Annotated in this window: 21 protein-coding genes; 11 read left to right on the top strand and 10 right to left on the bottom strand. The window is 69.2% G+C overall.

Annotated features, from left to right (window positions below):
* The first annotated feature begins 49 nt into the window (after positions 1-49).
* From EGK63_RS03735 to lpxK, 4 genes are read left to right on the top strand one after another with little or no spacing between them, the layout of a single operon-like run.
* Positions 50-1921, top strand: coding sequence for an ABC transporter ATP-binding protein (locus EGK63_RS03735; RefSeq protein WP_125899991.1), 1872 nt, complete (start codon positions 50-52; stop codon positions 1919-1921).
* Positions 1918-2604 carry a lysophospholipid acyltransferase family protein gene (locus EGK63_RS03730; RefSeq protein ID WP_125899990.1) on the top strand — a complete coding sequence of 229 codons (687 nt, stop codon included), beginning with the start codon at positions 1918-1920 and terminating at the stop codon, positions 2602-2604. Before EGK63_RS03735 ends, EGK63_RS03730 begins: the two co-directional genes overlap by 4 nt.
* Before the next feature lie 2 nt (positions 2605-2606).
* Entirely contained in the window at positions 2607-3908 is a 1302-nt protein-coding gene (locus tag EGK63_RS03725) for a 3-deoxy-D-manno-octulosonic acid transferase (protein ID WP_125899989.1), read from the top strand.
* Complete coding sequence (gene lpxK, locus EGK63_RS03720) at positions 3905-4921, top strand: tetraacyldisaccharide 4'-kinase (RefSeq protein ID WP_125899988.1); 1017 nt, start codon at positions 3905-3907, stop codon at positions 4919-4921. The genes EGK63_RS03725 and lpxK overlap by 4 nt, the downstream gene beginning before the upstream one ends.
* On the opposite strand, the gene EGK63_RS03715 is transcribed toward lpxK, so the two are convergent.
* The gene (locus tag EGK63_RS03715) at positions 4912-6228 is read right to left on the bottom strand and encodes an amidohydrolase family protein (protein WP_125899987.1); all 1317 of its coding nucleotides are present in this window, start codon (positions 6226-6228) and stop codon (positions 4912-4914) included. The genes lpxK and EGK63_RS03715 overlap by 10 nt on opposite strands.
* 126 nt (positions 6229-6354) lie before the next feature.
* Here EGK63_RS03715 and EGK63_RS03710 point away from each other — a divergent pair, with 126 nt between their 5' ends.
* The gene (locus EGK63_RS03710) at positions 6355-7053 is read left to right on the top strand and encodes a murein L,D-transpeptidase catalytic domain-containing protein (RefSeq protein WP_125899986.1); all 699 of its coding nucleotides are present in this window, start codon (positions 6355-6357) and stop codon (positions 7051-7053) included.
* A 16-nt stretch (positions 7054-7069) separates the two neighbouring features.
* Here EGK63_RS03710 and purD read toward each other — a convergent pair whose 3' ends face one another.
* From purD to EGK63_RS03695, 3 genes are all read right to left on the bottom strand, one after another.
* Positions 7070-8347, bottom strand: a complete 1278-nt coding sequence (gene purD, locus EGK63_RS03705; RefSeq protein ID WP_125899985.1) for a phosphoribosylamine--glycine ligase — start codon at positions 8345-8347, stop codon at positions 7070-7072.
* Positions 8348-8420: 73 nt separating this feature from the next.
* Positions 8421-8840, bottom strand: a complete 420-nt coding sequence (locus tag EGK63_RS03700; protein ID WP_125899984.1) for a PRC-barrel domain-containing protein — start codon at positions 8838-8840, stop codon at positions 8421-8423.
* Between the two features lie 15 nt (positions 8841-8855).
* Positions 8856-9035, bottom strand: coding sequence for a hypothetical protein (locus EGK63_RS03695; RefSeq protein ID WP_125899983.1), 180 nt, complete (start codon positions 9033-9035; stop codon positions 8856-8858).
* A gap of 91 nt (positions 9036-9126) precedes the next feature.
* On the opposite strand from EGK63_RS03695, the gene xseA reads away from it, so the two are divergent.
* On the top strand, positions 9127-10731 hold the full coding sequence (xseA, locus tag EGK63_RS03690; RefSeq protein ID WP_125900115.1) for an exodeoxyribonuclease VII large subunit: 1605 nt from the start codon (positions 9127-9129) through the stop codon (positions 10729-10731).
* A 157-nt stretch (positions 10732-10888) separates the two neighbouring features.
* Here xseA and EGK63_RS03685 read toward each other — a convergent pair whose 3' ends face one another.
* Positions 10889-12064 (bottom strand): P1 family peptidase, encoded by a 1176-nt coding sequence (locus EGK63_RS03685; RefSeq protein WP_125899982.1) that lies wholly within the window; start codon positions 12062-12064, stop codon positions 10889-10891.
* Between the two features lie 86 nt (positions 12065-12150).
* Between EGK63_RS03685 and EGK63_RS03680 the strand changes: the two genes are divergently transcribed.
* Positions 12151-12357, top strand: coding sequence for a DUF2093 domain-containing protein (locus EGK63_RS03680; RefSeq protein ID WP_125899981.1), 207 nt, complete (start codon positions 12151-12153; stop codon positions 12355-12357).
* 61 nt (positions 12358-12418) lie between these two features.
* Positions 12419-12916, top strand: coding sequence for a response regulator (locus EGK63_RS03675; RefSeq protein WP_125900114.1), 498 nt, complete (start codon positions 12419-12421; stop codon positions 12914-12916).
* A 50-nt stretch (positions 12917-12966) separates the two neighbouring features.
* Here EGK63_RS03675 and EGK63_RS03670 read toward each other — a convergent pair whose 3' ends face one another.
* Positions 12967-13872: a lysophospholipid acyltransferase family protein gene (locus EGK63_RS03670; RefSeq protein WP_125900113.1), complete on the bottom strand. Its 906-nt coding sequence runs from the start codon at positions 13870-13872 to the stop codon at positions 12967-12969.
* 49 nt (positions 13873-13921) lie between these two features.
* On the bottom strand, positions 13922-14692 hold the full coding sequence (locus EGK63_RS03665; protein WP_125899980.1) for an SDR family NAD(P)-dependent oxidoreductase: 771 nt from the start codon (positions 14690-14692) through the stop codon (positions 13922-13924).
* Positions 14693-14801: 109 nt separating this feature from the next.
* Here EGK63_RS03665 and EGK63_RS03660 point away from each other — a divergent pair, with 109 nt between their 5' ends.
* Together EGK63_RS03660 and EGK63_RS03655 are read left to right on the top strand one after the other, a co-directional pair.
* Positions 14802-16070, top strand: a complete 1269-nt coding sequence (locus EGK63_RS03660; protein WP_125899979.1) for an EAL domain-containing protein — start codon at positions 14802-14804, stop codon at positions 16068-16070.
* Between the two features lie 55 nt (positions 16071-16125).
* Complete coding sequence (locus tag EGK63_RS03655; protein WP_125899978.1) at positions 16126-16815, top strand: 2OG-Fe(II) oxygenase; 690 nt, start codon at positions 16126-16128, stop codon at positions 16813-16815.
* A 66-nt stretch (positions 16816-16881) separates the two neighbouring features.
* Here the strand turns inward: EGK63_RS03655 and ileS are convergent, their stop codons facing one another.
* On the bottom strand, positions 16882-19803 hold the full coding sequence (gene ileS, locus EGK63_RS03650) for an isoleucine--tRNA ligase (RefSeq protein ID WP_125899977.1): 2922 nt from the start codon (positions 19801-19803) through the stop codon (positions 16882-16884).
* 285 nt (positions 19804-20088) lie between these two features.
* Here ileS and EGK63_RS03645 point away from each other — a divergent pair, with 285 nt between their 5' ends.
* Positions 20089-20655 carry a DUF3828 domain-containing protein gene (locus tag EGK63_RS03645; RefSeq protein ID WP_125899976.1) on the top strand — a complete coding sequence of 189 codons (567 nt, stop codon included), beginning with the start codon at positions 20089-20091 and terminating at the stop codon, positions 20653-20655.
* Between the two features lie 4 nt (positions 20656-20659).
* On the opposite strand, the gene EGK63_RS03640 is transcribed toward EGK63_RS03645, so the two are convergent.
* On the bottom strand, positions 20660-21154 hold the full coding sequence (locus tag EGK63_RS03640; protein ID WP_125899975.1) for a hypothetical protein: 495 nt from the start codon (positions 21152-21154) through the stop codon (positions 20660-20662).
* 63 nt (positions 21155-21217) lie between these two features.
* Positions 21218-22057, bottom strand: coding sequence for an alpha/beta hydrolase (locus EGK63_RS03635; RefSeq protein ID WP_125899974.1), 840 nt, complete (start codon positions 22055-22057; stop codon positions 21218-21220).
* Positions 22058-22135 lie beyond the last annotated feature (78 nt).

Genomic DNA, 22135 nt, shown 5'->3' with positions numbered 1-22135 from the left:
TCGCGCGCGGCCGCTTGACTTGACGCCTCAGCCGTTCGACCGAAGGCCGATGACCGTTCCCGCCCCTCATGACGACGCCCGCGAGCCGCTGCGGCCCCTGCTCGCCCGCATCTGGCGCGAGTATCTGTCGCGGCACAAGCCGGCCTTCTTCGCCTCCATGCTGCTGGCGGGCGTGTCAGGCGGCCTGACGGCCCTGCTGCTGAAGTTCCTGGAACCGGCCATCGACCTGCTGTTCGGCCAGCATCAGGGGCCCGTGACCATCTGGAAGACCGTCACCATCCCGGCGGACAAGGTGCTGATCGCCATTCCCCTGTTCATCATCGTCGTGGCGGTGATCCGTTCGCTGAGCATGGCGGGCCAGGCGGCGCTGGTGAACCGGCTGGGCCACGGCATCGTCGGCGACATCCAGAAGCAGCTGTTCTCGGGCATGATCCGGGCCGACCTGTCGCGCCTGCGCAGCCAGCATTCGGGGACGTTCGTCTCCTCCGTCCTGTTCGACGCCAACCTGGTGCGCGAGGCCTTCACCTCGGGCGTGGTCAACTACACCCAGAACGCCCTGATGCTGCTGGGCGTCATCGTCGCCATGGGCTTCATCGACCTGCCGCTGACGCTGATCGTCCTGCTGGGCGTGCCGGTCGTCAGCTGGATCATCCGCCGCTTCGGCAAGAAGTCGCGCAAAGCCGCGCGCGGCGCCATGGTCGAGACCGAGGCCCTGTCCAGCGCCCTGATGGAGAATCTGGACGGCGTCCGCGTCATCAAGATCGAAAACCGCGAGGCGGCCGAAGAGGCCCGCGTCTCCACCGTCATCGACCGCCGCCAGCGCCACGTCATCAAGGGCGCCGACAGCCGCGCCTTCTCCGGCCCGGCCAGCGACATCGTCGCCTACGGCGTCGTCGCCGCCGTCATGGCCTATGCCGGATGGAGCGCCAGCCAGGGCGAGATGACGGTCGGTGCCTTCGCCTCTTTCATCGGCATGTTGCTGCTGGCCGGTCAGGCCCTGCGCCAGGTGACGAACCTGACGACGGTGTTGAGCGAGGGCTTCACCGCCGCCCGCCGCCTGTTCGCCGCCCTGGACATCGAGCCCGAGATCCGCGAGGCCAGCGACGCCGCCCAGGTCGCGCCCGGCCCCGTCACCGTCGCCCTGGAGCAGGTCTCCTTCGCCTATCGCGCCGACGAGGACGGGTCCGCCCCGACCCTGTCGGACGTCAGCCTGCACGTCGCGCCGGGCGAGACCATCGCCCTGGTCGGCCCCTCGGGCGGCGGCAAGTCGACCATCCTCAGCCTGTTGCCGCGCTTCTACGACGTGACGGCGGGCCAGGTGACGCTGAACGGCCGCGACATCCGCGAGCTGAGCCTGTCGTCCTTGCGCGACCACATCGCCCTGGTGACGCAGGAGCCCTTCCTGTTCGACGACACCATCGCCGCCAACATCGCCTATGGCCGCCCCGGCGCGACCGCCAAGGACATCGTCGAGGCCGCCCGCGCCGCCGCCGCCCACGACTTCGTCGCCGCCCTGCCCGACGGCTACGCCACCCGCGTGGGCGAGGCCGGCGCCCGCCTGTCCGGCGGCCAGCGCCAGCGCCTCGCCATCGCCCGCGCCTTCCTGAAGGACGCGCCCATCCTGCTGCTGGACGAAGCGACCAGCGCGCTGGACACCGAGAGCGAGGCCCTGGTTCAGGCCGCGCTGGAGCGGCTGATGGACGGCCGCGCCACCCTGATGATCGCCCACCGCCTGTCGACGGTGAAGAACGCCGACCGCATCTACGTCATCGACGGCGGCCGCGTCGTCGAGGAAGGAACCCACGACGCCCTGGTGGCGCGCGGCGGCCTCTATGCCCGCCTGGCCCGTCAGCAGTCGCTGGACAGCGATCCGATCGCCTTGTCCCCGCTGGCTGAACTGCCCGACGAGACCGGCGCATGAGACCCCTACGCAATCCGATCATCCAGAACACCGCCGCCTGGCTTTTGTCCGAGTGGATGCGGTTCTGTTACGCCACCACCCGCTGGACGCATGAGAACGAACAGGCGGCCGAAGAGGTCTGGGCCGACGGCGGCGGCGTCCTGTGCGCTTTCTGGCACTCGCGCCTCGCCCTGGCGCCGGTCTGCTGGCCGATGACGCGGGCACAGCCGGTCAAGGGTCTGGTCTCCCTCAGCCCTGACGGTGAATTTTTCACCAAGGCCGTCGGCCGCCTGGGCATTCCCGCCGTGCGCGGCTCCTCGGCCAACAAGGACAAGGCCAAACAGTCCAAGGGCGGCGCACAGGCCCTGCGCGACGGCCTGAAGCAGCTGAAGGTCGGCGGTCTGGCCATCACGCCGGACGGCCCGCGCGGCCCGGCGCGCCAGATGGCCGAGGGCCTGCCGCTGATGGCCAAGATGTCCGGCGCGCCGGTTCTGTTCATCGGCCTGTCGTGCAAACCCGCGATCCGGTTGAACAGCTGGGACAGAGCGATCCTGCCCCTGCCGTTCGGGAAAGGCGCCATCGTCTGGGACAAGGCCTGGTATCCTGAAGACGTCGACCTGGCCGAGGTCGCCGCCGACTGGACCGCGCGCCTGACCGCCGTCGAGGCGCGGGCCGACGCCCTCACCGGGCTGGAGCGCGTCTGACCGTGGCCTTCAGCCCCGCCCTGATCGCCTATCAGTTGCTGACCCGCCTGCTGGAGCCGCTGGCCCCGCGCCTGCTGGACGCCCGCGTCAACAAGGGCAAGGAAGACCCCGCCCGCGTCGACGAACGGCTGGGCCTGCCCGGCATGGCGCGCCCCGACGGGCCTCTGGTCTGGATCCACGGCGTCAGCGTCGGCGAGGCCCTGTCCATCCTTCCGCTGGCCGAGCGCATCCGCAAGGACCGCCCCGACGTGACGGTGCTGGTCACTACCGGCACCCTGACCTCGGCCCAGGTGCTGGCGACGCGCCTGCCGCGCGGCGTGATCCATCAATTCGCCCCTGTGGACGCCCCCTCGGCGGTCGCGGCCTTCCTCGACCACTGGCGGCCCAATGTCGGCGTCTTCGTCGAGAGCGAGCTGTGGCCCAACCTCCTGACCACCGCCCGCAAACGCGGCGTGCCGCTGGCTCTGGTCAGCGCCCGCATCACCGACAAGACGGCGCAAGGGTGGAAGAAGGCCCCCGGCATGGCCCGCGCCCTGATGAACGGCTTCCAGCACGTCTGGCCTCAGGATCAGGACAGCGCCGACCGGCTGAGCGCGCTGGGCGCCCGCGTCGACGGTCAGGTGAATCTGAAGCTGTCCGGCGAGCCCCTGCCCTATGACAAGGGCGAGTTCGCCCGCCTGTCGGCCCTGATCGACGACCGCCCCGTCGTCGTCGCCGCCAGCACCCATGAGCATGAGGAAATGGCCATCGTCGGCGCGCTGGATCATCTGGCCGACCGCCTGTTCCTGATCGTCGTGCCGCGCCATCCGGAACGGGCCGACGCCATCGCCGAAGCCCTGAGCCACGACGGCTACGGCTTCGCGCGCCGCAGCCAGGGCCAGCCGATCTGCGACCAGACCGACATCTACCTGGCCGACACCCTGGGCGAGCTGGGCCTGTTCCTGCGGCTGGCCGATGTGGTGGTCATGGGCGGCTCCTTCGCCCCGGCGCTGGGCGGCGGCGCCGTCGGCGGCCACAACCCGCTGGAGCCCGCGCGCCTGGCCAAGCCCATCGTCACCGGCCCGGACGCCAGCAACTGGCAGGCCGTGACCCGGATGCTGAAACAGGCGGGCGGCCTCGTCTCCGTCCTGTCGCCCGCCGAACTGCCCTCGGTCGTCGGCCCCATGCTGGCCGATCCCGAGGCCGCCCGCGACATGGGCGAACGCGCCCGCCGCTCTGCAGAGGCCGCCGCCGCCGGGCTGGACCGCCTGTGGCTGGCGCTTCAGACCCACCTGCCCGCCGCCCCTTCGCGCAGGCGCCCATGAAACTGAACACCCCCCGCTGGTGGTATAGCCGCGACCGCCGCCACGCCCCGATGACGCGGATGATGCTGAAGCCCGCCTCATGGCTGTGGGCGGGCGTCACGGCGCGCAAGATCGCCCGCGCCACGCCGGTCGATCCGGGCGCGGCGGTCATCTCCATCGGCAATCTGACCGTCGGCGGCTCGGGCAAGACCCCTGTCGCGCGCGAGACGCTGCGCCTGCTGCGCGCCCAAGGCGTAGAGGCCGCCGCCCTGTCGCGCGGCTATGGCGGCAGGCTGGAAGGCCCCGTCCGCGTCGACCTGAACCAACACGCCGCCGCCGACGTCGGCGACGAACCCTTGATGCTGGCGCAGGACGCCCCCGCCTGGATCGCCCGCGACCGCGTGGCGGGGGCCCGCGCCGCCGCAGCTGACGGCGTCTCCGCCCTCGTTCTGGACGACGGCCACCAGAACCCGGCGCTGAAGAAGACCCTCAGCCTGATCGTGGTCGACGGCGAGACACGCGGCGACGAATGGCCCTTCGGCGACAGCTCGGTCTTCCCCTCCGGCCCGATGCGCGAGCCGCTGGAGGCCGGGCTGGCGCGCGCTGACGCCGTGGTCGTCATGCTGCCGACCGATCTGGACGCCGCCGATCCCGAACTGCTGGCGGTCTTCGGCGACCTGCCCGTCTTCATCGCCCGGCTGGAAGCCGCCACCCCGCCGCCGCCGGGGCCGCAGGTCGGCTTCGCGGGCATCGCCAAGCCGTGGAAGGTGGAGCGGTCGCTGATCGCCGCCGGGTGCGACCTGAAGGATTTCGTCCCCTTCCCCGACCACGCCGAACTGTCGGATCGCGACTTCGCCTTCCTGACCGACCGCGCCGCCATTTACGACGCAGGACTGGTGACGACGGAAAAGGACTGGGTGCGCCTCACCCCGGAAAGAAGGGCCAGGGTATCGCCCTGGCCCGTGGTCGCGCGTTTCGAGGATGAGGCGGCTTTCGCCGCCTTCCTGCTGGATCCACTGAAACCTCAGTCCTGACGGAAGACCTGGCCGCTCTTCATAACGAAGCGGACGCGCTCAAGCTCAGTCACATCGGTCAAAGGATCGCCCGTGACCGCGATCAGGTCGGCGGGCATGCCCGGCGCGATGCGGCCCGCCTCTCCCGAGATCTTCAGGTGCTCGGCCGCGCCGACGGTGGCCGACTGAATGGCCTCCAGCGGGGTCAGACCCGCCCGAACCAGCAGGGCGAACTCCTGGGCGTTGTCGCCATGGGCCGAGACGCCGGAATCGGTGCCGAAGGCGATCCGGACCCCGCCGCGATGCGCGCGCGCGGCCATGTCCAGCATCTTGGGTCCGGCTTCCAACGCCTTGGCCGTCTGGGCCGGGGTGAAGAAGTTGTCGGGGCTCGACGCGACCCGCGCCACGAAATCTCCCGCCAGCAGCGTCGGCACCAGCCAGGCCCCGTTCGCCTTGAACAGACGCATGGATTCGTCGTCCAGATAGGTGCCGTGCTCAATGGAGTCGCCGCCAGCCTGCAGGAAGGCGTTGATGCCGTCGACGCCGTGGGCGTGGGCCGTCACCTGCCGCCCCATGCGGTGCGCGACCTCGACGATGGAGGCCAGCTCGTCCTGGGTGAACTGCTGGTTCAGACCAGCGGCGGTGTTCGACAGCACCCCGCCCGTAGCAGTGATCTTGATAATGTCGGCGCCGGCGCGCACCTGGGTCCGCACCGCGCGACGGCAGTCCTCGGCCCCCGAGCAGACGCTCTCGTTCGACATCACGTGCAGGATGTCCTCGCGATAGCCGTTGGCGTCGCCGTGACCACCGTGCACCGAGACGGACGAACCGGCCGCGATGATGCGCGGCCCCGGCACGTCGCCGCGCCGCACGGCGTCGCGCAGGGCGAAGATCGACTCATTGGCGCCGCCCAGGTCGGCCACCGTGGTGAAGCCCGCGTTCAGGGTACGCCGGGCATGACGCGCGCCGACCATGGCCTGGTCGGCGTTCGACATCGTCACCCGGTCCAGGCGGCTGTTCGGGCTCTGCTCGCTGCCCAGATGGACATGGCTGTCGATCAGGCCGGGCAAGACGAAAGCCGAACGCAGGTCGACGATATTCCCCTCGCCTACGAAGCCGTCGCGGATCTCGACGACTTGGTTCCCTCTGATCACGAGAGTTTTATCACGCAGCACCCGGCCGCTGGCCGGATCGGCCAAAAGCCGCCCCACTTGAACGAACTTCGTCGGCTGTTCAGCGGAAACCGACGCAGGCGTCGGGCTTTGACGCGCTTCAGCTCCGGTAGCGGCCAAAACGGCCGCGGTCACAATCAGGGCAAGCTTTTTCATGAATCCCTCCCGTTACTAGAGCGGGCAACATAACCGTTCCAATCTTTGCGCCAAGGCCAAGGTTGCCTTGCACAGACGGTTCATGAAACAAGCCGATACAGTTGTTTAACGTGCGAGGGGCGTCGCATGCGGCTTTCCAGACGTGGCTTGATCCTGGGCGGTTCGGCCCTGTTGGCGGGATGTTCCTCCGCCGCCTCCACCACCAGCCTTCAGCTCGCCGGAGCCGTCGCGCCTACGCTTCCGACCCTGCCTGAGCGGGCGGCGGCGGCTCATGTTCAGGTCGCAGAGGCCGGAACGACGATCGATCCCCACGGCGTCGTCCGCAAGGATCTGCTCGAACGCGCCCGCGCCGCCATGGACGTGCACGGCCATAAGATCAGCCGGCGAGACCGCATGTATCTGGTCGATTTCCAGAAATTCTCGGGCGAGGACCGCTTCTACGAGGTCGATCTGGAAGGCGGCTGGGTCACGGCCTATCGCACCAGCCACGGGCGCGGCTCGGACCCGGCGCATTCAGGCTATGCGCAGCAGTTCTCGAACCGCCCGGACAGCCATATGTCGTCCATCGGCGCCTACGCCACGGCGGGCGCCAGCTGGGGCAGCCAGCAGGGGCCGAACGTCCTGCTGGACGGGCTGGAGTATTCCAACAATCTGGCGCGCGAACGGGCCATCATCATCCACGGCGCCGACTACGCCGACCCGGCCTTCCTGGCGCGCCAGGGCAAGCTGGGCCGATCCTACGGCTGCTTCTCGGTGTCCCACGCCGACCTGATCCCCTTGCGCGAACGCATGGGCGAAGGCCGGCTGTTGTTCGCCATGACCTAAAGCACGGCGGAGCCGCCTAGCGCGGCTCCAGCGCCCGCCAGCCGATGTCGGTGCGGTGGAAACCGCCCGGCCAGTCGATCTTGGCGATGGCCTCATAGGCGCGCTCGCGCGCCTGGGCCACGTCGTCGCCATAGGCGCAGACGTTCAGCACCCGACCGCCCGCCGCCGCCAGGGCGCCGTCGTCGCGCAGCTTGGTCCCCGCATGGAAGACCTGGACGTGCGGTCCGAAGTCCTGATCCGCGCCGCGAATGACCGAGCCTTCCAGCGGACTGTCGGGATAGCCCTTGGCCGCCAGCACCACGCAGATCACCACGCCCGGCTTGAAGGCCGGCGCCGGCGCCTGGGTCAGGTCGCCGCGCGCGCAGGCCAGCAGCAGCGGCACGACGTCGCCGTCGAACCGCATCATCAGCACCTGGCATTCCGGGTCGCCGAAACGGGCGTTGAACTCGACCACCTTGGGGCCTTCGGCCGTCGCCATCAGCCCGACATAGAGGACGCCGCGATAGGGGGCGCCTTCCTCGGCCATCTTCTGAATGGTCGGAACGACCACGCGGTCGTTGGCCGCCTGGGTGAAAGCCGCCGTGAAGACGGGCGCGGGCGAATAGGCGCCCATGCCGCCGGTGTTCGGGCCCAGATCGCCGTCGAAGGCGCGCTTGTGGTCCTGGGCGCCGCCGAACAGCACGGCCCGCGTTCCGTCCGACAGGGCGAAGAGGGAGCCCTCCTCCCCGTCCATGAATTCCTCGATCACCACGCGCGACCCGGCCGAGCCGAAGCGGCCGCCCAGCATCCGCTCGATCTCGGCCTCGGCGTCGGCGCGATCGGGGCTGATGGCCACGCCCTTGCCCGCCGCCAGGCCGTCGGCCTTGATGACATAGGGAGCCGAATACTGATCCAGCGCCGCCTTGGCCGAGGCGACGTCCTCATAGACGCCATAGCCCGCCGTCGGGATGCCGTGGCGTTGCAGGAAGGCCTTGGAGAAGGCCTTCGACGTCTCCAACTGCGCCGCCGCCTGCGTCGGGCCGAAGCAGGGAATGCCCGCCGCGTTCAGCCGGTCGGCCAGACCCTCGGCCAGGGCCGATTCCGGACCGACCACGACCAGGTCCGCCTTCATCTCGCGCGCCAGGGCCGCCAGGCCTTCGGCGTCGGTCGCCTTCAGGTCCGGGCGCATCTCGCCCAGCCTGGCCATGCCCGGACTACCGGGCGCGACGACGAGCCGCGTCACCAGCGGCGACTGGGCGATCTTCCAGGCCAGGGCGTGTTCGCGCCCCCCTGATCCGACGAGCAGAATGTTCATGGGGGCGGAATGGCCGCACGCGCCGTCCCGGTCAAGCGCCGGAAAGGGTTAGCGGCCCCTTGGGTCACGCAAATCAAGGAACCCAGGCGGGCAAGGCCTTCAACTGCGCCAGCGTCATGGTCGACACCAGGTCGTAGTCGTCGCCTTCCTTGCGGGTGGTCAGACCATCCAGCGGAATACGAACCCAGCGCGGCCCGCCCTCGCCTGCCGGCTCGATGATCAGACCGGAGACGGCGCCCGAGGCGTCCACATCGACCCGCTGGACATCGCCCAGATCGACGCCCGCCGGCGTGATGATGTCGGCGTCCTCCAACTGAGCCACGGTCAGGCCCAGCGCCATGGCCCCGGCCCCAGCGGCGGGCGCGCCAGCCATGATCGGCGCCGAGGCGGCGTCGGGCGAGGCCTCGGGCGTCCTATCCGGCTTGGCCGGCGGCTGCGAACAAGCCGCCAGCAGAGCCGCGGCCGAGGCGGCCGCGAACACGGTCTTCATCATCGAACCCTCCTGTCTCTAGATCAGGGCCGAGACCACATAGACGCCGGCGCCGGCCAGAAGAATCAGCCCCAGAACCAGCCACGGGCTCAGCGTCGGATTATGACTGCGACGCGCCAGTTCGCGCTCGCGCGCCTGGTCGGGCGGCAGGTCGTCGGCCGTCGGCTCTTCCGGAAACGGGTCTGGAGACTGCACCATGACCGGCGAACGCGCGCGGGGACGCGCCCGTTCCGCCACGCTTGCCGACCATGTCTTTGCGGGCGCGGCGGCGACGGCTAGGGTGCGCGCCATGACCTCCGACGACGACTACGCCTTCGAGGGCGCGGCACCGCAGCCCGCGCGCGACAACAATCCGCCGCTATCCATCTCGGAGCTGAGCTTCGCGCTGAAGCGAACCCTGGAGGAACGCTTCGGCCATGTGCGGCTGCGCGGCGAAATCTCCAAGGTGAACCGCCACGCCTCGGGCCACGTCTATCTGACGCTGAAGGACGACAAATCGGCCATCGACGGCGTGATCTGGAAGGGCGTGGTGCGCGGCCTGGGCGTCCAGCCCGAGACGGGGCTGGAGGTCATCGTCACCGGCAAGATCACCTCCTATCCGGCGCGCTCCTCCTATCAGATCGTGATCGAGAGCATGGAGGCGGCGGGCGCGGGCGCCCTGCTGGCCCAGCTGGAGCGGCTGAAGGTCAAACTGCGCGACGAGGGCCTGTTCGACCCGGCGAAGAAGAAGGCCCTGCCGACCTTCCCCGCCACCATCGGCGTCATCACCAGCCCCACCGGCGCCGTCATCCGCGACATCCTGCACCGCATTGCCGAGCGCTGGCCCTGCCGTGTCATAGTCTGGCCCGTTGTGGTTCAGGGCGACGCCGCCAGCGGCCAGGTCGCCAACGCCATCCGCGGCTTCGACGCCATGACGCCGGACGGGCCGATCCCCCGCCCCGACCTGTTGATCGTCGCGCGCGGCGGCGGCTCGGTCGAGGATCTGTGGTGCTTCAACGACGAGGCTTTGGCGCGCACGGTCGCGGCCGCCCGCATCCCCATCATCTCGGCCGTGGGGCACGAGACCGACACCACCCTGATCGACTTCGTGTCGGACCGCCGCGCCCCGACCCCGACCGGGGCGGCCGAGATTGCGACGCCGGTGCTGGCCGATCTACGCTGGGCGCTCAGCGATCTGGAGGGTCGCCTGTCGCGCGCCGGGGCGCGGATGCTGGAGGATCGCCGCACCCGCCTGCGCGCCGCCGCGCGCGGCCTGCCCGCCCGGCCCGAAGACCTGCTGGCCCTGCCGCAGCAGCGGCTGGACCTCGCCGCCAGCCGCCTCGGCTCAGGGCTTCACCGCAACGTCGCCGTGCATGAGCGCCAGCTGGCGGTCGCGGCCGGTCGGCTGACGCCCGGTCTGCTGCGCGCCCGCGTCGAGCGCGGTCAGGACCGCCTGCGCGGCGCCGCCGACCGTCTGGGCTCTGCGGTTCAGGCGGGCGTCGCCCGCAACGAGCGCCGCCTGCTGCAGACGGTGGGACGCCTCAGCCCCGCGCCCCTGCATCGCCGCCTCGATCAGCGGCAGGCGCGGCTGGAAGCGCTGAGCGTGCGTCTGGACAGCGTCATGCCGCGTCGGCTGGAGCGCGCCGAGGACCGCCTCGCCGCCCTGTCCCGCGCCCTGACCACGCTGAACCCCAAGACGCCCAAACCCGGCTTCGCCCGCATCGAAGACGCCGACGGCGCCATGATCGCCTCAGCCGCCGCCCTATCGCCGGGGCAGGCGGTGCAGATCGTCTTCGGCGACGGCGCCAGAGGCGCGACCATCGACGGCGAGGGCGCGACGCCGCGTCCGACGCTTGCGCCCAAGCCTGCCCCTCGTTCGAAGCCATCGCCTGCGGGACAGGGCGACCTGTTCTGAGCCAACACCCGCTCATCCCGGCGGACGCCGGGATCCAACGCTTTGGCTTCAACCTCAGCACCTGGAAACTCGGCGCCAGTCTTCAGAAGAACCGAGCGCGTTGCTCACACTGGATCCCGGCGTCCGCCGGGATGAGCGGATTAGAAGGGGCGGCGCCCTAACGGCTGGCGGTCTCAGCCAGCACCGCCTTCACCGCCTCAATACCCAGCGCCTCGATCATCACCGGCTTGCCGTCGATCACCGAGGTCGTCGTCTGCGCCTTCAGCAGGGAATTGAGGATGGCCTCCTCCGTGGCCTCGGCGACCGCGACGAACAGGGGCGACATGCGGTCGTTCGGCCAGTCCGCGACCATCGCCTGTCCCGCCCGCCGCTCTGGCGTCCGCCGCACGTCCTCCGCCGTCGAAAACGCGATCGCATAGTCCCCCGAGCCGTTCGAAAAGGCCGCCCCCGTCCGCGCCAGACCGGCGAAGGCGCGGTTCGCCAGTCGCTCCAGATTGCGGTCCGACAGCGGCGCGTTCGTCGCCACCACGATCATGATCGAACCGTCGGCGCGCTCATTCTCCACCTCCTCGCGCAGGTAGTAGCGGCCCAGCCGCATCCCGACCGGCGCCCCGTCGATGCTCAGCACGCCGCCATAGTTCGACTGCACCAGCACCCCCACGGTGAAGCCGCCCAGACTGTCGGGCAGCTTGCGCGAGCTGGTGCCGATGCCGCCCTTGAAGCCGAAAGCGATGGTCCCTGTCCCGGCGCCGACCGCGCCCTGCTCGACCGGCCCCGGCGTCGCCGTCTCGATGGCCCGCACCACATCGGCGGCCGTGACGACGCGCGCGCGGATGTCGTTCAGCCCGCCGTCGTTCGTCTCGCCCACCACGGCGTTGACCGATCGGACGTCCTCATGCCCCGGCTGTTTCAGCGTCCAGTCCAGAACGCCGTCGATCCCCCGCGCCACGGACAGGGTGTTGGTCAGGACGATGGGCGTCTCGACCTCGCCCAGTTCCATGATCTGCGTCGCGCCCGCCAGCTTGCCGAAGCCGTTGGCCACCGACAGTCCGGCCGGAACCTTGTCGCGGAACAGGGAACCGCCGTGCGGCACGATGGCGGTGACGCCGGTGCGGATGCTGTCGCCAGAATGCAGCGTCACCTGCCCCACCTTCACCCCGGCCACGTCGGTGATGGCGTTCAACGGCCCCGGCGACAGTATGCCCGGCGCCCGGCCCAGATCGCGGATCGTCGGGCGCTCGGCCGCATCGTCGTGAGCGATCGCGCCGGGCGCGGCGGCCAGGACAGCGGCGGAAACGGCGGCGGCCAGGATGTCGGCGGGCGAGCGGGACATGGAACATCCGAAATTGTGAACGACAGGCGGCCAGATGACGGCGATTCGGCTCTCGTCCCGCACAAGCTTCACGCTATGATGGCGGCATGAGCACCCAGCCCCCCTCTTCCGTCTCCAGCGAGGCCTGCCTTCATTACGGCGACGGCGAGTTCGCGGTCCTGTCCGCTGGGGCCTATGTGCGGTGCGCTGTCAGCGGCGCGGCCATTCCCCTGACCGCCCTGCGCTACTGGTCGGTCGAAAAGCAGGAAGCCTACGCCGGACCGCACGAGTATCTGGCGGCCGCCGGGCGCTGAGCCCTTTCTGAATGTCATGGCCGGATCGCCTCCGGCGCCCCTGTTCGTCGGTGTCCCGCAGATGTCCGCCCTGAGTTCGATCCACGTCCTGCTGGTCGACGACAATCCCAATATGCGCGCCATCGTCGCCGCCATGCTGAAGTCCGTCGGCGTGGGCCGCCTGACCGAGGCGGAGGACGGGGCGGCGGCGCTGAACCTGTTGCGTCAGGAGGCGGTCGATATCGCCATCGTCGACTTCCGCATGAAGCCGATGGACGGCGCCGCCTTCACCCGCGCAGTCCGCAACGAGGGCGACAGCCCGAACCCCTATCTGCCGGTCATCATGATGACGGGCCATTCCGAGAAGAGCCGTGTCACCGAGGCCCGTGACGCGGGCGTGACCGAGTTCGTGGCCAAGCCGGTGAAGGCCCAGACCCTGCTGACGCGGATCGAGGCGGTGATCCTGCGCCCCCGCCCCTTCGTGCGCTCGCCCAGCTATTTCGGACCGGATCGCCGCCGCACAGGGACGACAGGCTTCACCGGTCCCTTCCGCCGGGCCGACGACGGCGTGGTGGATTAGGCGTCGACTTTCTCCCTACCGCCGTCATCACGGCGTTATGCTGAGGAGCACTATGATCGCTCCGACGCCCGCAGCGCCTCATAGACCTGGGGCGGCCAGCGCTTGTGGACCCAGAACCAGTCGACCGGATGCTCGCGCACCCGATCCTCGACGAAGCGGTTGGCCGCCTGCACGCCCCCCAGCACATCAGCCGCCTTGTCGTCGGTATCGGGCACGGCGATCGGCTCATGCGCGGTGACGCGGAAGCGTACGCCGGGCAGGCGCACCACCGACAGCGGCTGCATCACCGTGCCGAACTTCAGCGCCATGCGCGCCGCGCCGGGCGAGGCGTTGACCGGCTGGCCGAAGAACTCGACCTCCGGCCCCTGGCTGTATTTCTGATCGACCAGCAGGGCGATGGATTCGCCGCGCTTCATCCCCGCCATCAGTTCGCGCGTGCCATCGCCCTTGGGCGCGAACAGCTTGATGCCGTAACGCTCGCGACTCTGGCGGATCAGGGCGTCGACATAGGGGTTGTTGGCCGCGCGATAGGTCACCTGACACGGTACGCCCGCCGACATAATGACCGCCGCCATGACCTCGAAATTGGCCAGATGGCCCGAGATCAGAACCACCGGCTTGCCGCTGTCGCGCACCGCATGCAGCCGCTCCAGCCCGACGATGTCGATCCGCCCGCTTTCCGGCGTCAACCGGTCCATGACGGCCAGTTCGGCGAAGGTGCGGCCCGTCTGCTCCCACTGCTCCACGGCCAGGCGGTCGCGCTCGGCGGCGTCCATGTCGGGGAAGGCGATGCGCAGGTTTCGCGTCACCGTCTTGTGCGTGCCGGTCAGCGGACCCAGCGTCCGCAGCAGCTTACCCCCGAAGCCCGAGGCCCGCTCGACGCCCAGCAGGCGCAGGAAGCCGAACAGCCCCTGGAACGCCGCAGCCTCCAACCGCCAGACTAATTCCTGGCCCAGTTTAGCGGCGCCATCGCCCTTCGGGCTGCTTGGGCGCGGTTTGTTGTTCTCACCAGGCAATCGTCAGTCCGCCGTCCACCACCAGGGTCTGGCCGGTCACATAGGCCGACGCAGGGCTGCACAGATAGACCGCCGTGCCCGCGATTTCATCCGGCTGGCCTATCCTTTTCAGCGGCGCGGGGTCGGTGACGGTCTTCAGCAGCTCCGGGTTCTCCCACAGGTATTTGGCGAAATCGGTCTGGACCAGGCCCGGCGCGATGCAATTCACCCGCACGTTCGACGGCCCGAATTCCACCGCCAGATTGCGCGCCAGCTGCATGTCCGCCGCCTTGGAGATGTTGTAGGCGCCGATCAGGGCGTTGCCGCGAAGACCCCCGATGGAGGAGATCAGCAGGATCGCCCCGTCCTTCCGCTCCACCATCTCGGGCGCGACCATCTGGATCAGCCAGTGGTTGGAGATGACGTTGTTCTGAAGGATCTTTTCGAACTGCTCGTCGGCGATGCCGGCCATCGGCCCGGCGTAGGGATTGCTCGCCGCATTGCAGACCAGAATGTCGATCTGACCGAAAGCCGTGCGGGTATCGTCCACCAGCCGCTGCAGGTCTTCCTTGGAGGCGATGTTGGCGGGAATGGCGATGGCGCGGCCCTCGCCGTGCTTCTCATTGATGGCGACGGCGACCTCTTCGCACGGCCCGGCCTTGCGCGAGGAGATGACGACGCGGGCCCCGTGTTCGGCCAGACGCTCGGCGATGGCCTTGCCGATGCCCTTGGAGGAGCCGGTGATGACGGCCACCTTGCCGCTCAGATCGAACAATTCCATGCGTTAACCTCCTTTTACCGCCCGTTTGTCCGCGCGGACCCTAGCCGTTAGGCTTCGTTAACGTGATACTTGATCGATTCTATAGGGAAAGGCGGTTCTGACCGGCCCCATGCGAAAGATCACCGGCGGCTTCCTGTTCTTCGGCTACCTTTTCCTCGCCCTGACCATCGGGGCGGCGATCTGGCGCGCCGGTCTGGGCGGCGGCGCGGGCGCGGCCGGGGTGCTGGGCGCGCTGGGGATCATGGCCGGCCTCCACGCCCTCGTCACGGGCATGGCCGACCGTCGCGCCCTGCGTCTGGAGATCGCCAAGGTGCGCGAGGCCCATCGCCTGCTGGCCGATGCGATGGAGTCGACCCAAGGCGCCCTGACCGAACTGGCGCAGGCCATCGAGACCGGCGCCCTGTCGCGCACCGACGCCCTGACCGGCGAGGTGCGGATGCTGGAAGGCCTGGTCCAGCAGATGAGCGAATCCATCGAGGAGCGGCTGGCCGCCTCCACCCTGACCGCCGACACCTTCGAGGGCCGCCGTCAGGTTCAGTCGAACACCCTGCTGAAGACCGTCCACGACGCCCTCAGCGAGAACCGCATCGACCTGTATCTTCAGCCCGTCGTGACCCTGCCCCAGCGGCGGACGGTCTATTATGAGAGCTTCACCCGCCTGCGCGACCCGTCCAACCGGGTGATGATGCCCGCCGAATACCTGTCGGTGGCCGAGGGCGAGGGCCTGCTGCCCGCCATCGACAACCTGCTGCTGTTTCGCTGCGCCCAGATCGTGCGCCGTCTGGCCGGACAGGACCGCAAGGTCGGGGTCTTCTGCAACATCTCGCTGGCGTCTCTGGGCGACGAGACCTTCTTCCCCCAATTCCTCGACTTCCTGAGCCAGAACCGCGACCTGAAGGACGCCCTGATCTTCGAACTGGGCCAGGCGACCTTCGACGCGCGCGGCGCCATCGAGGCGCGCAACATGGCCAAGCTGGCCGACCTGGGCTTCCGCTTCTCCATCGACAAGGTGCAGACGCTGGATCTGGACTTCGCCGATCTGCAACGCTCGGACGTGCGCTTCATCAAGGTGGCCGCCGACCTGCTGATCGAGCAACTGCTGGATCTGGACGGCGCCGCCCCCCTTCCCAGCCAGCCGGACATCCGCGCCGGAGACTTCGCCCCCCTGACCCGCCGTCACGGCCTCGAACTGATCGCCGAAAAGGTCGAGAGCGAGAAACAGGTCGTCGACATCCTCGAACTGGATATCGCCATGGGTCAGGGCCACCTCTTCGGCGAGCCGCGCGCCATCAAGGAAGCCGTCCTGGCCGAAACCGACCCGCCCGCCGACTTCGTCCGCTCGACGCTGAAATCGGCCGAGCAGAGGGTGCGCTTCTAAGCCCACGGCCGAAAGCCGCCAGACAAAACGGGCCGCCGCGCGCTCTGATAGCGGCATGACCGACGCCGCCCTCGACTGGCCCCGCATCGCCGCCGACCTGAACGCCCAGGGCTGGGCTCTGACCGGCCCCCTGCTGACTCCCGCGACCTGCGAGGCCCTGCAGACCCTCTATGACCAGCCCGAGCGGTTCCGCAGCCGCATCGTCATGCAGCGCCACGGCTTCGGTCAGGGCGAGTATCAGTATTTCGTCGATCCCCTGCCCGATCCCCTGCCCCGGCTGCGGGCGCATCTCTACGAAGGTCTGGCGCCGATCGCCGACGACTGGGCGAGGCGGATGGGGCGACCGGGCTTTCCGGCCCAACTGGATGAACTGACCGCCCGCTGCCGCGCAGCGGGGCAGACGCGGCCGACGTCGCTGATGCTGCGCTACGGCCCCGGCGACTACAACCGATTGCATCAGGATCTGTACGGCGATCTGGTCTTCCCGCTGCAGGCCGCCATCCTGTTGAGCGATCCAGCCGAGTTCGAGGGCGGCGAATTCGTCCTGGTCGAGCAGAAGCCCCGTTCGCAGTCGCAGGCCCATGTCGTGCCGCTGAAACAGGGGCAGGCGGTCATTTTCGCCGTGCGCGAACGTCCCGTCGCCGGCACGCGCGGCGACTACCGCGTCCAGATGCGCCACGGCGTCAGCACGGTGCGCGCGGGCAAGCGGATGACGCTGGGCCTGATCTTCCACGACGCCGTCTGATCTCTTCTCTCCTTGTGGGAGAAGGAAGAAAAAGGCCCCTGCGCCGGAGCGGAGGGGCCTGATCCTTTAGGCTTTCTGCGCGTCCAGCCAGCGCACTGCGTCAGCGTCGCGGGCCGACAGGTCGGGATAGTCGGCGTCGGAGCCGACGTCCGGCACACGGCGCCAGGAGCGGGCGCATTTGGGATAGTCCGCCGTGTTCACTTCGACAGTCACGGCCTCGCCGCCCGCAATCAGTTCAGCCCCCGAGGTGCGGAACACCTCGGCGGCGTCCAGTCCCTCGAACGGGGCCAGCAGTTCAGCCGGGGCCGTCACTACCGGCCAGGCGTCCAGCGCCCCGCCGATGACCTTGTCGCGACGCGCGGCTTCCAGCGCCTCGTTGACCACTTCCAGCACCGTCTCGACATTGGTCCAGCGCTGGGCCTCGGCCGTGTTGCGCCACTGGCCCGGCGTCTCCGGGATCACCCGCGCGCAGTTGGTGCCGGCTTCGGGGAAGCGCGTCGTCCACGCCTCATCCATCGTGAAGGGCGTCAGCGGGGCCAGCCAGGCGGTCAGGCGGCTGAACACCTCGTCCATCACCGTGCGGACGGCGCGGCGCTTGATGCTGTCGGGACGGTCGCAATAGAGGCTGTCCTTGCGCACGTCGAAATACAGCGCCGACAGGTCGCCCGAGCAGAACTCCAGCACCGGCCGCACCACGTCCTGGAAGCGGTATTCCTCGTAGGCCTGACGCACCTGGCCATCCAGCTCCCACAGGCGGTGCAGGATGAACTTCTCCAGCGGCGGGAACTGATCATAGTCCGTCAGGCGCTCGACCTCGTCGAAGCCGTTCAGCGCGCCCAGCAGATAGCGGACGGTGTTCCTCAGCTTGCGATAGGCGTCGACCGTGGTTTGCAGGATCTGCTTGCCGATGCGCTGGTCGTCCGAATAGTCGACCAGGGCCACCCACAGACGCAGGATGTCGGCGCCCGACTCCTTGATGATGGTCAGGGGGTCGGTGGTGTTGCCCCGCGACTTCGACATCTTCTCCCCGTTCTCGTCCAGGGTGAAGCCGTGGGTCAGGACGGCGTTGAACGGCGCCCGGCCGCGTGTGCCGCAGCCCTCCAGCAGCGACGACTGGAACCAGCCGCGATGCTGGTCCGAGCCTTCCAGGTAGAGATCGGCGGGCCAGTGCGACGGGCGGTCGCCCGTATAGCCGCTCTCGGCCGTGCGCGGGTCCAGCGTAAAGGCGTGGGTCGAGCCGGAGTCGAACCAGACGTCGAGGATGTCGGTGACCTTCTCGAACCGCTCCGGGTCGTGCGCGCCCAGGAAGTCGGCGTCGGGCGCCGAGAACCAGACATCGGCGCCGCCCTCGGCCACGGCCTTGACGATGCGGGCGTCGACCTCGGGGTCGTGCAGGGGCTGGCCCGTCTGCTTGTCCACAAACATGGCCAGGGGCGTGCCCCAGGCGCGCTGACGGCTGATCAGCCAGTCGGGGCGGCCCTCGACCATCGAACGGATGCGGTTCTTGCCCGCCGCCGGGTGGAAGGCGGTGGCGTCGATGGCGTTCAGAGCGCTGTCGCGCAGGGTCGCGCCGTCTTCCAGTTCCTCATCCATGCGGATGAACCACTGGGGCGTGTTGCGGAAGATGATCGGCGCCTTGGAGCGCCAGCTGTGCGGATAGGAGTGCTCCATCCGGCCGCGCGCCAGCAGGTTGCCCGCCTCGATCAGCTTTTCCATCACCGCGCCGTTGGCGGGGCCGAACTTGCCGGTCTTCTTGCCCTCGGTCTCCAGCACCTTGAGGCCCGCGAACAGGGGCACGTGGTCGTAGTAGGCGCCGTCGGGATCGACCGTGTCCGGCACCTCGCGATGGCCGTGGGCCAGCCAGACATTGTAGTCGTCCGCGCCGTGGCCCGGCGCCGTGTGGACGAAGCCGGTGCCAGCGTCGTCGGTGACGTGATCGCCCGCCAGCAGCGGCACGGAGAAGCCATAGCCGCTGTCCAGGGCGGCCAGCGGGTGGGCGCACTCCAGGCCCGACGGGTCGATGTCGTAGACGCGCGTCCAGGCGGCGATCTTGGCGGCCTTGAACACCTCTTCGGCCAGCTTGTCGGCGAGGATGAAGCGGTCGCCCGGCTTGGCCCAGGGCTCATAGTCCAGCCCTTCCTCAAGGGCCGTGACCTCATACAGGCCGTAGTTGATCTCGGGGCCGTAGCTGATGGCGCGGTTGGCCGGGATGGTCCACGGCGTGGTCGTCCAGATCACGATCGAGGGCGTCGCCGCGCGGAAGGTCAGCAGGTCGTCCGGGTGGCTGTCGGTCGCGCCGACCACCGGGAACTTGACCCAGATCGTGGGCGAGACGTGGTCGTGATACTCGACCTCGGCGTCGGCCAGGGCCGTGCGCTCGACCGGCGACCACATCACCGGCTTGGAGCCGCGATACAGCTGGCCCGAGTTCTTGAACTTGTGGAACTCCGCGACGATGGCCGCTTCGGACGTGAAGTCCATGGTGGCGTAGCGGTTGGCGAAGTCGCCGGTGATGCCCAGACGCAGGAACTGGTCGCGCTGCAGGTCGATGTATTTGCCGGCGTATTCGCGACAGGCGGTGCGGAACTCTTCCTTCGACACCTCGTCCTTGCGGCGGCCCTTGGCGCGGAACTGCTCCTCGATCTTCCACTCGATCGGCAGGCCGTGGCAGTCCCAGCCGGGAACGTAGTCGACGTCATAGCCCAGCAGGAAGCGCGAGCGGACCACGAAGTCCTTCAGCGTCTTGTTCAGGGCATGGCCGATGTGGATGTCGCCGTTGGCGTAGGGCGGGCCGTCGTGCAGCACATACAGCGGCGCCTTCTGCGACTGACGCAGGGCGCGCAAGGTTCCGTACAGGTCGCCCCACTGGGCCAGGATTTCCGGCTCCTTCTTGGGCAGGCCGCCGCGCATCGGGAACGGCGTCTCGGGCAGGAAGACGGTGTCGCGATAGTCGCGGCCGGAAGGGGTCTGGGTGTCGGCGTCGGCCATGGAATGTCTTTTCGTCTTTGCGCGCGCGGCCGTTTGGAAACGGCGTCGGGCGTCAGTCTAGCGTGAAGGCGCCGGACGGCCCATGCCCTGATGGCTCAAGGCGGCGTCGTCTCGGCGGAATGTTTCGAGAAATCCCGACGTGCGCGGGGCTGTCAGCCCTGCGGCGCTACGCCGGGCGGCTAATCGAAATCGGACGGATCACGCGAACGGTCATGATGGGAAAGCTCTAGCAGACCGCACGCCCCCTGCGCCATAGTCCAGGCGAACAGACGGGAGACGGATCGGATGCGTATTCAGGCCTTGGCGACGGCGGCGGTGCTGGCCCTGACGGCGGCCGCCTGCTCGGCGGAAAAGGAGGCGCCCGCTCCGGCTGAGGCCGCCGCGTCGGCCCTGACCGGCCGCGCCGCCGTCTATGCGGCAGGCGAAAAAGACGCCGAAGCCTTCGTGCGCGCCCTCTACGCCCGCGCGGCGGAGCCTCGTGATGCGCCCGACCCGGCCGAGGCGGCGATCACCCCCGGCCGCGACCCCCTCTATTCACGCACCCTGAACGCCCTGATCGGCGTCGACTTCCGCGAGGCTCAGTCCCGCGACGAAGTCCCCTATCTGAACTACGACCCCATCTGCGCCTGCCAGGACATCGACGGCTTCGCCCTGAAGGCGGTGACGATGACGCCCGACGGCCCCCAAGCCGCGACCGCCGAGGTCGTCTTCACCAACCACGGCCGCGAGCGTCGCCAGACGCTGAAGCTGGTGAAGGAAGGCCCGATGTGGCGCATCGCCGACATCATCGACGACAAGGGCAAGTCGCTGCACGACGACCTGATGGCCATCGCCGAGAAGGCGGAGAGCTAAAGCCTCAAGCGAAGGCCCAGACGCCCTCCGTTCCGTCGGCGTCGCTGGAAGACGGCGGCGTCTTCGGCCGGATACGGCGCGCCCGACTTCTGAGTTTCAAGCGGCGCAGCGGCTGCATGAGCGCCGTCACGCGCCGCGTCATCGCCGCCCTGACCGGCGCCAACCGCGCCTGTGCGGTCATCAGGCTGACCGCCGTCAGGACTTCGAGATAGGCCAGCACGTCACCGGCGGCGAACAGAGCCAGTTCCAGGCCGACGGTCTGCCACAGCATCATCACGCCGATCATCACCAGAACGAGCCGCAACGCCGAGCCGGACAAGGCCCACGACAGCTTGCCTGTCGTCCAGCGCCGGGCGTCGGCGTTGACGCCGCAAATCAGCGCCAAGGCTCCGATCAGCAGCGGCGCCGACACGCCCGCCCCGCTGAACGCCGACGCGACGGCCCACAGGGCGCAGACGCCCGCGATCGCTCGCCAGGCCATTGGGTTATCACTCTGCATTCGCCCCTCCCCTGAACGCCGTTCTGCACCTGGCCGCGCAGGGCGCGGCGCGCAAGCGGCCCGCTATGGCTTTGATCCATACCCGTGCGCGACCAGGAAGGCGTCCAGCCGCGCTTCGCCGTCGGCGCGGGCGACGGGATCGGGGTCGAAGTCGCTTTCCTGATTGTCGAGGTTGCGGGTCAGCAGATGCCCCAGGCTCGGATAGAGATGCAGGTCGCAAGCGCCATTCGCCTGGACTAGCGCAGCGCAGAAGGCCTGAGCGCCGCGCGCGGGGGTCAGAGTGTCGGCCGCGCCTTGCACGATGACGGCGGGCGGACCGCCTCGCGCCGCCAAGCTCAACGGCGAGATCGTCGCCGGGTCAGCTCCGCCCAGCAGCCGCCGCACCCAGCCGTCCTGGGCCAGATCCAGCGCCGGCGACCAGAGCAGCAGCAGGTCCGGCCCCTTGATCCCTTCCGCACAGCCGCCCAGTCCGGCGGCGGCGACCAGATGCCCGCCCGCGCTGACGCCGTAGCCCGCCACTCGCTGCGGATCGACGCCCAGCTCCGCCGCATGGGCGCGCAGCCAGGCGAAGGCGTCGCAGGCGTCGGACAAGGCGTCGGCGGGCGTCGCCGTCTCGCCTGACAGGCGATACTCGATGGGGATGGCGACCAGGCCCTGCGCCTGCATCCGCCGCGCCGCCGGATAGGTCCAGGCGGGTTCGCCCGCCACCCAGCCGCCGCCGTGGAACATCAGGATCGCCGGTCGCGGCCTCGCAGCGACATCGCTCGGCGCGAACAGATGGGCGGACAGGGCCTGCTCGCCCGCCGTCTTATAGGTGACGACCTGCGGCGCCTGGGCCGCCGCCGATCCGGCCGCGACGGCCAGAACCACCGCCAGAACTACACGCGAAAACCCCTGCCCCATGGCGAGCCTCTTCCGCTTTTAAACGCAGAGACTAACTCAGGCCGAACGCCGTTCCGACTTACAAATGAGTCACGCCGC

Origin of the sequence: Brevundimonas sp. 357, from assembly GCF_003938605.1 — a bacterium.
In the GTDB taxonomy this organism is placed as follows: Bacteria; Pseudomonadota; Alphaproteobacteria; order Caulobacterales; family Caulobacteraceae; genus Brevundimonas.
The sequence above is the reverse complement of the archived record's forward strand: the minus strand, read 5'-3'. Positions and strand labels throughout refer to the sequence as shown.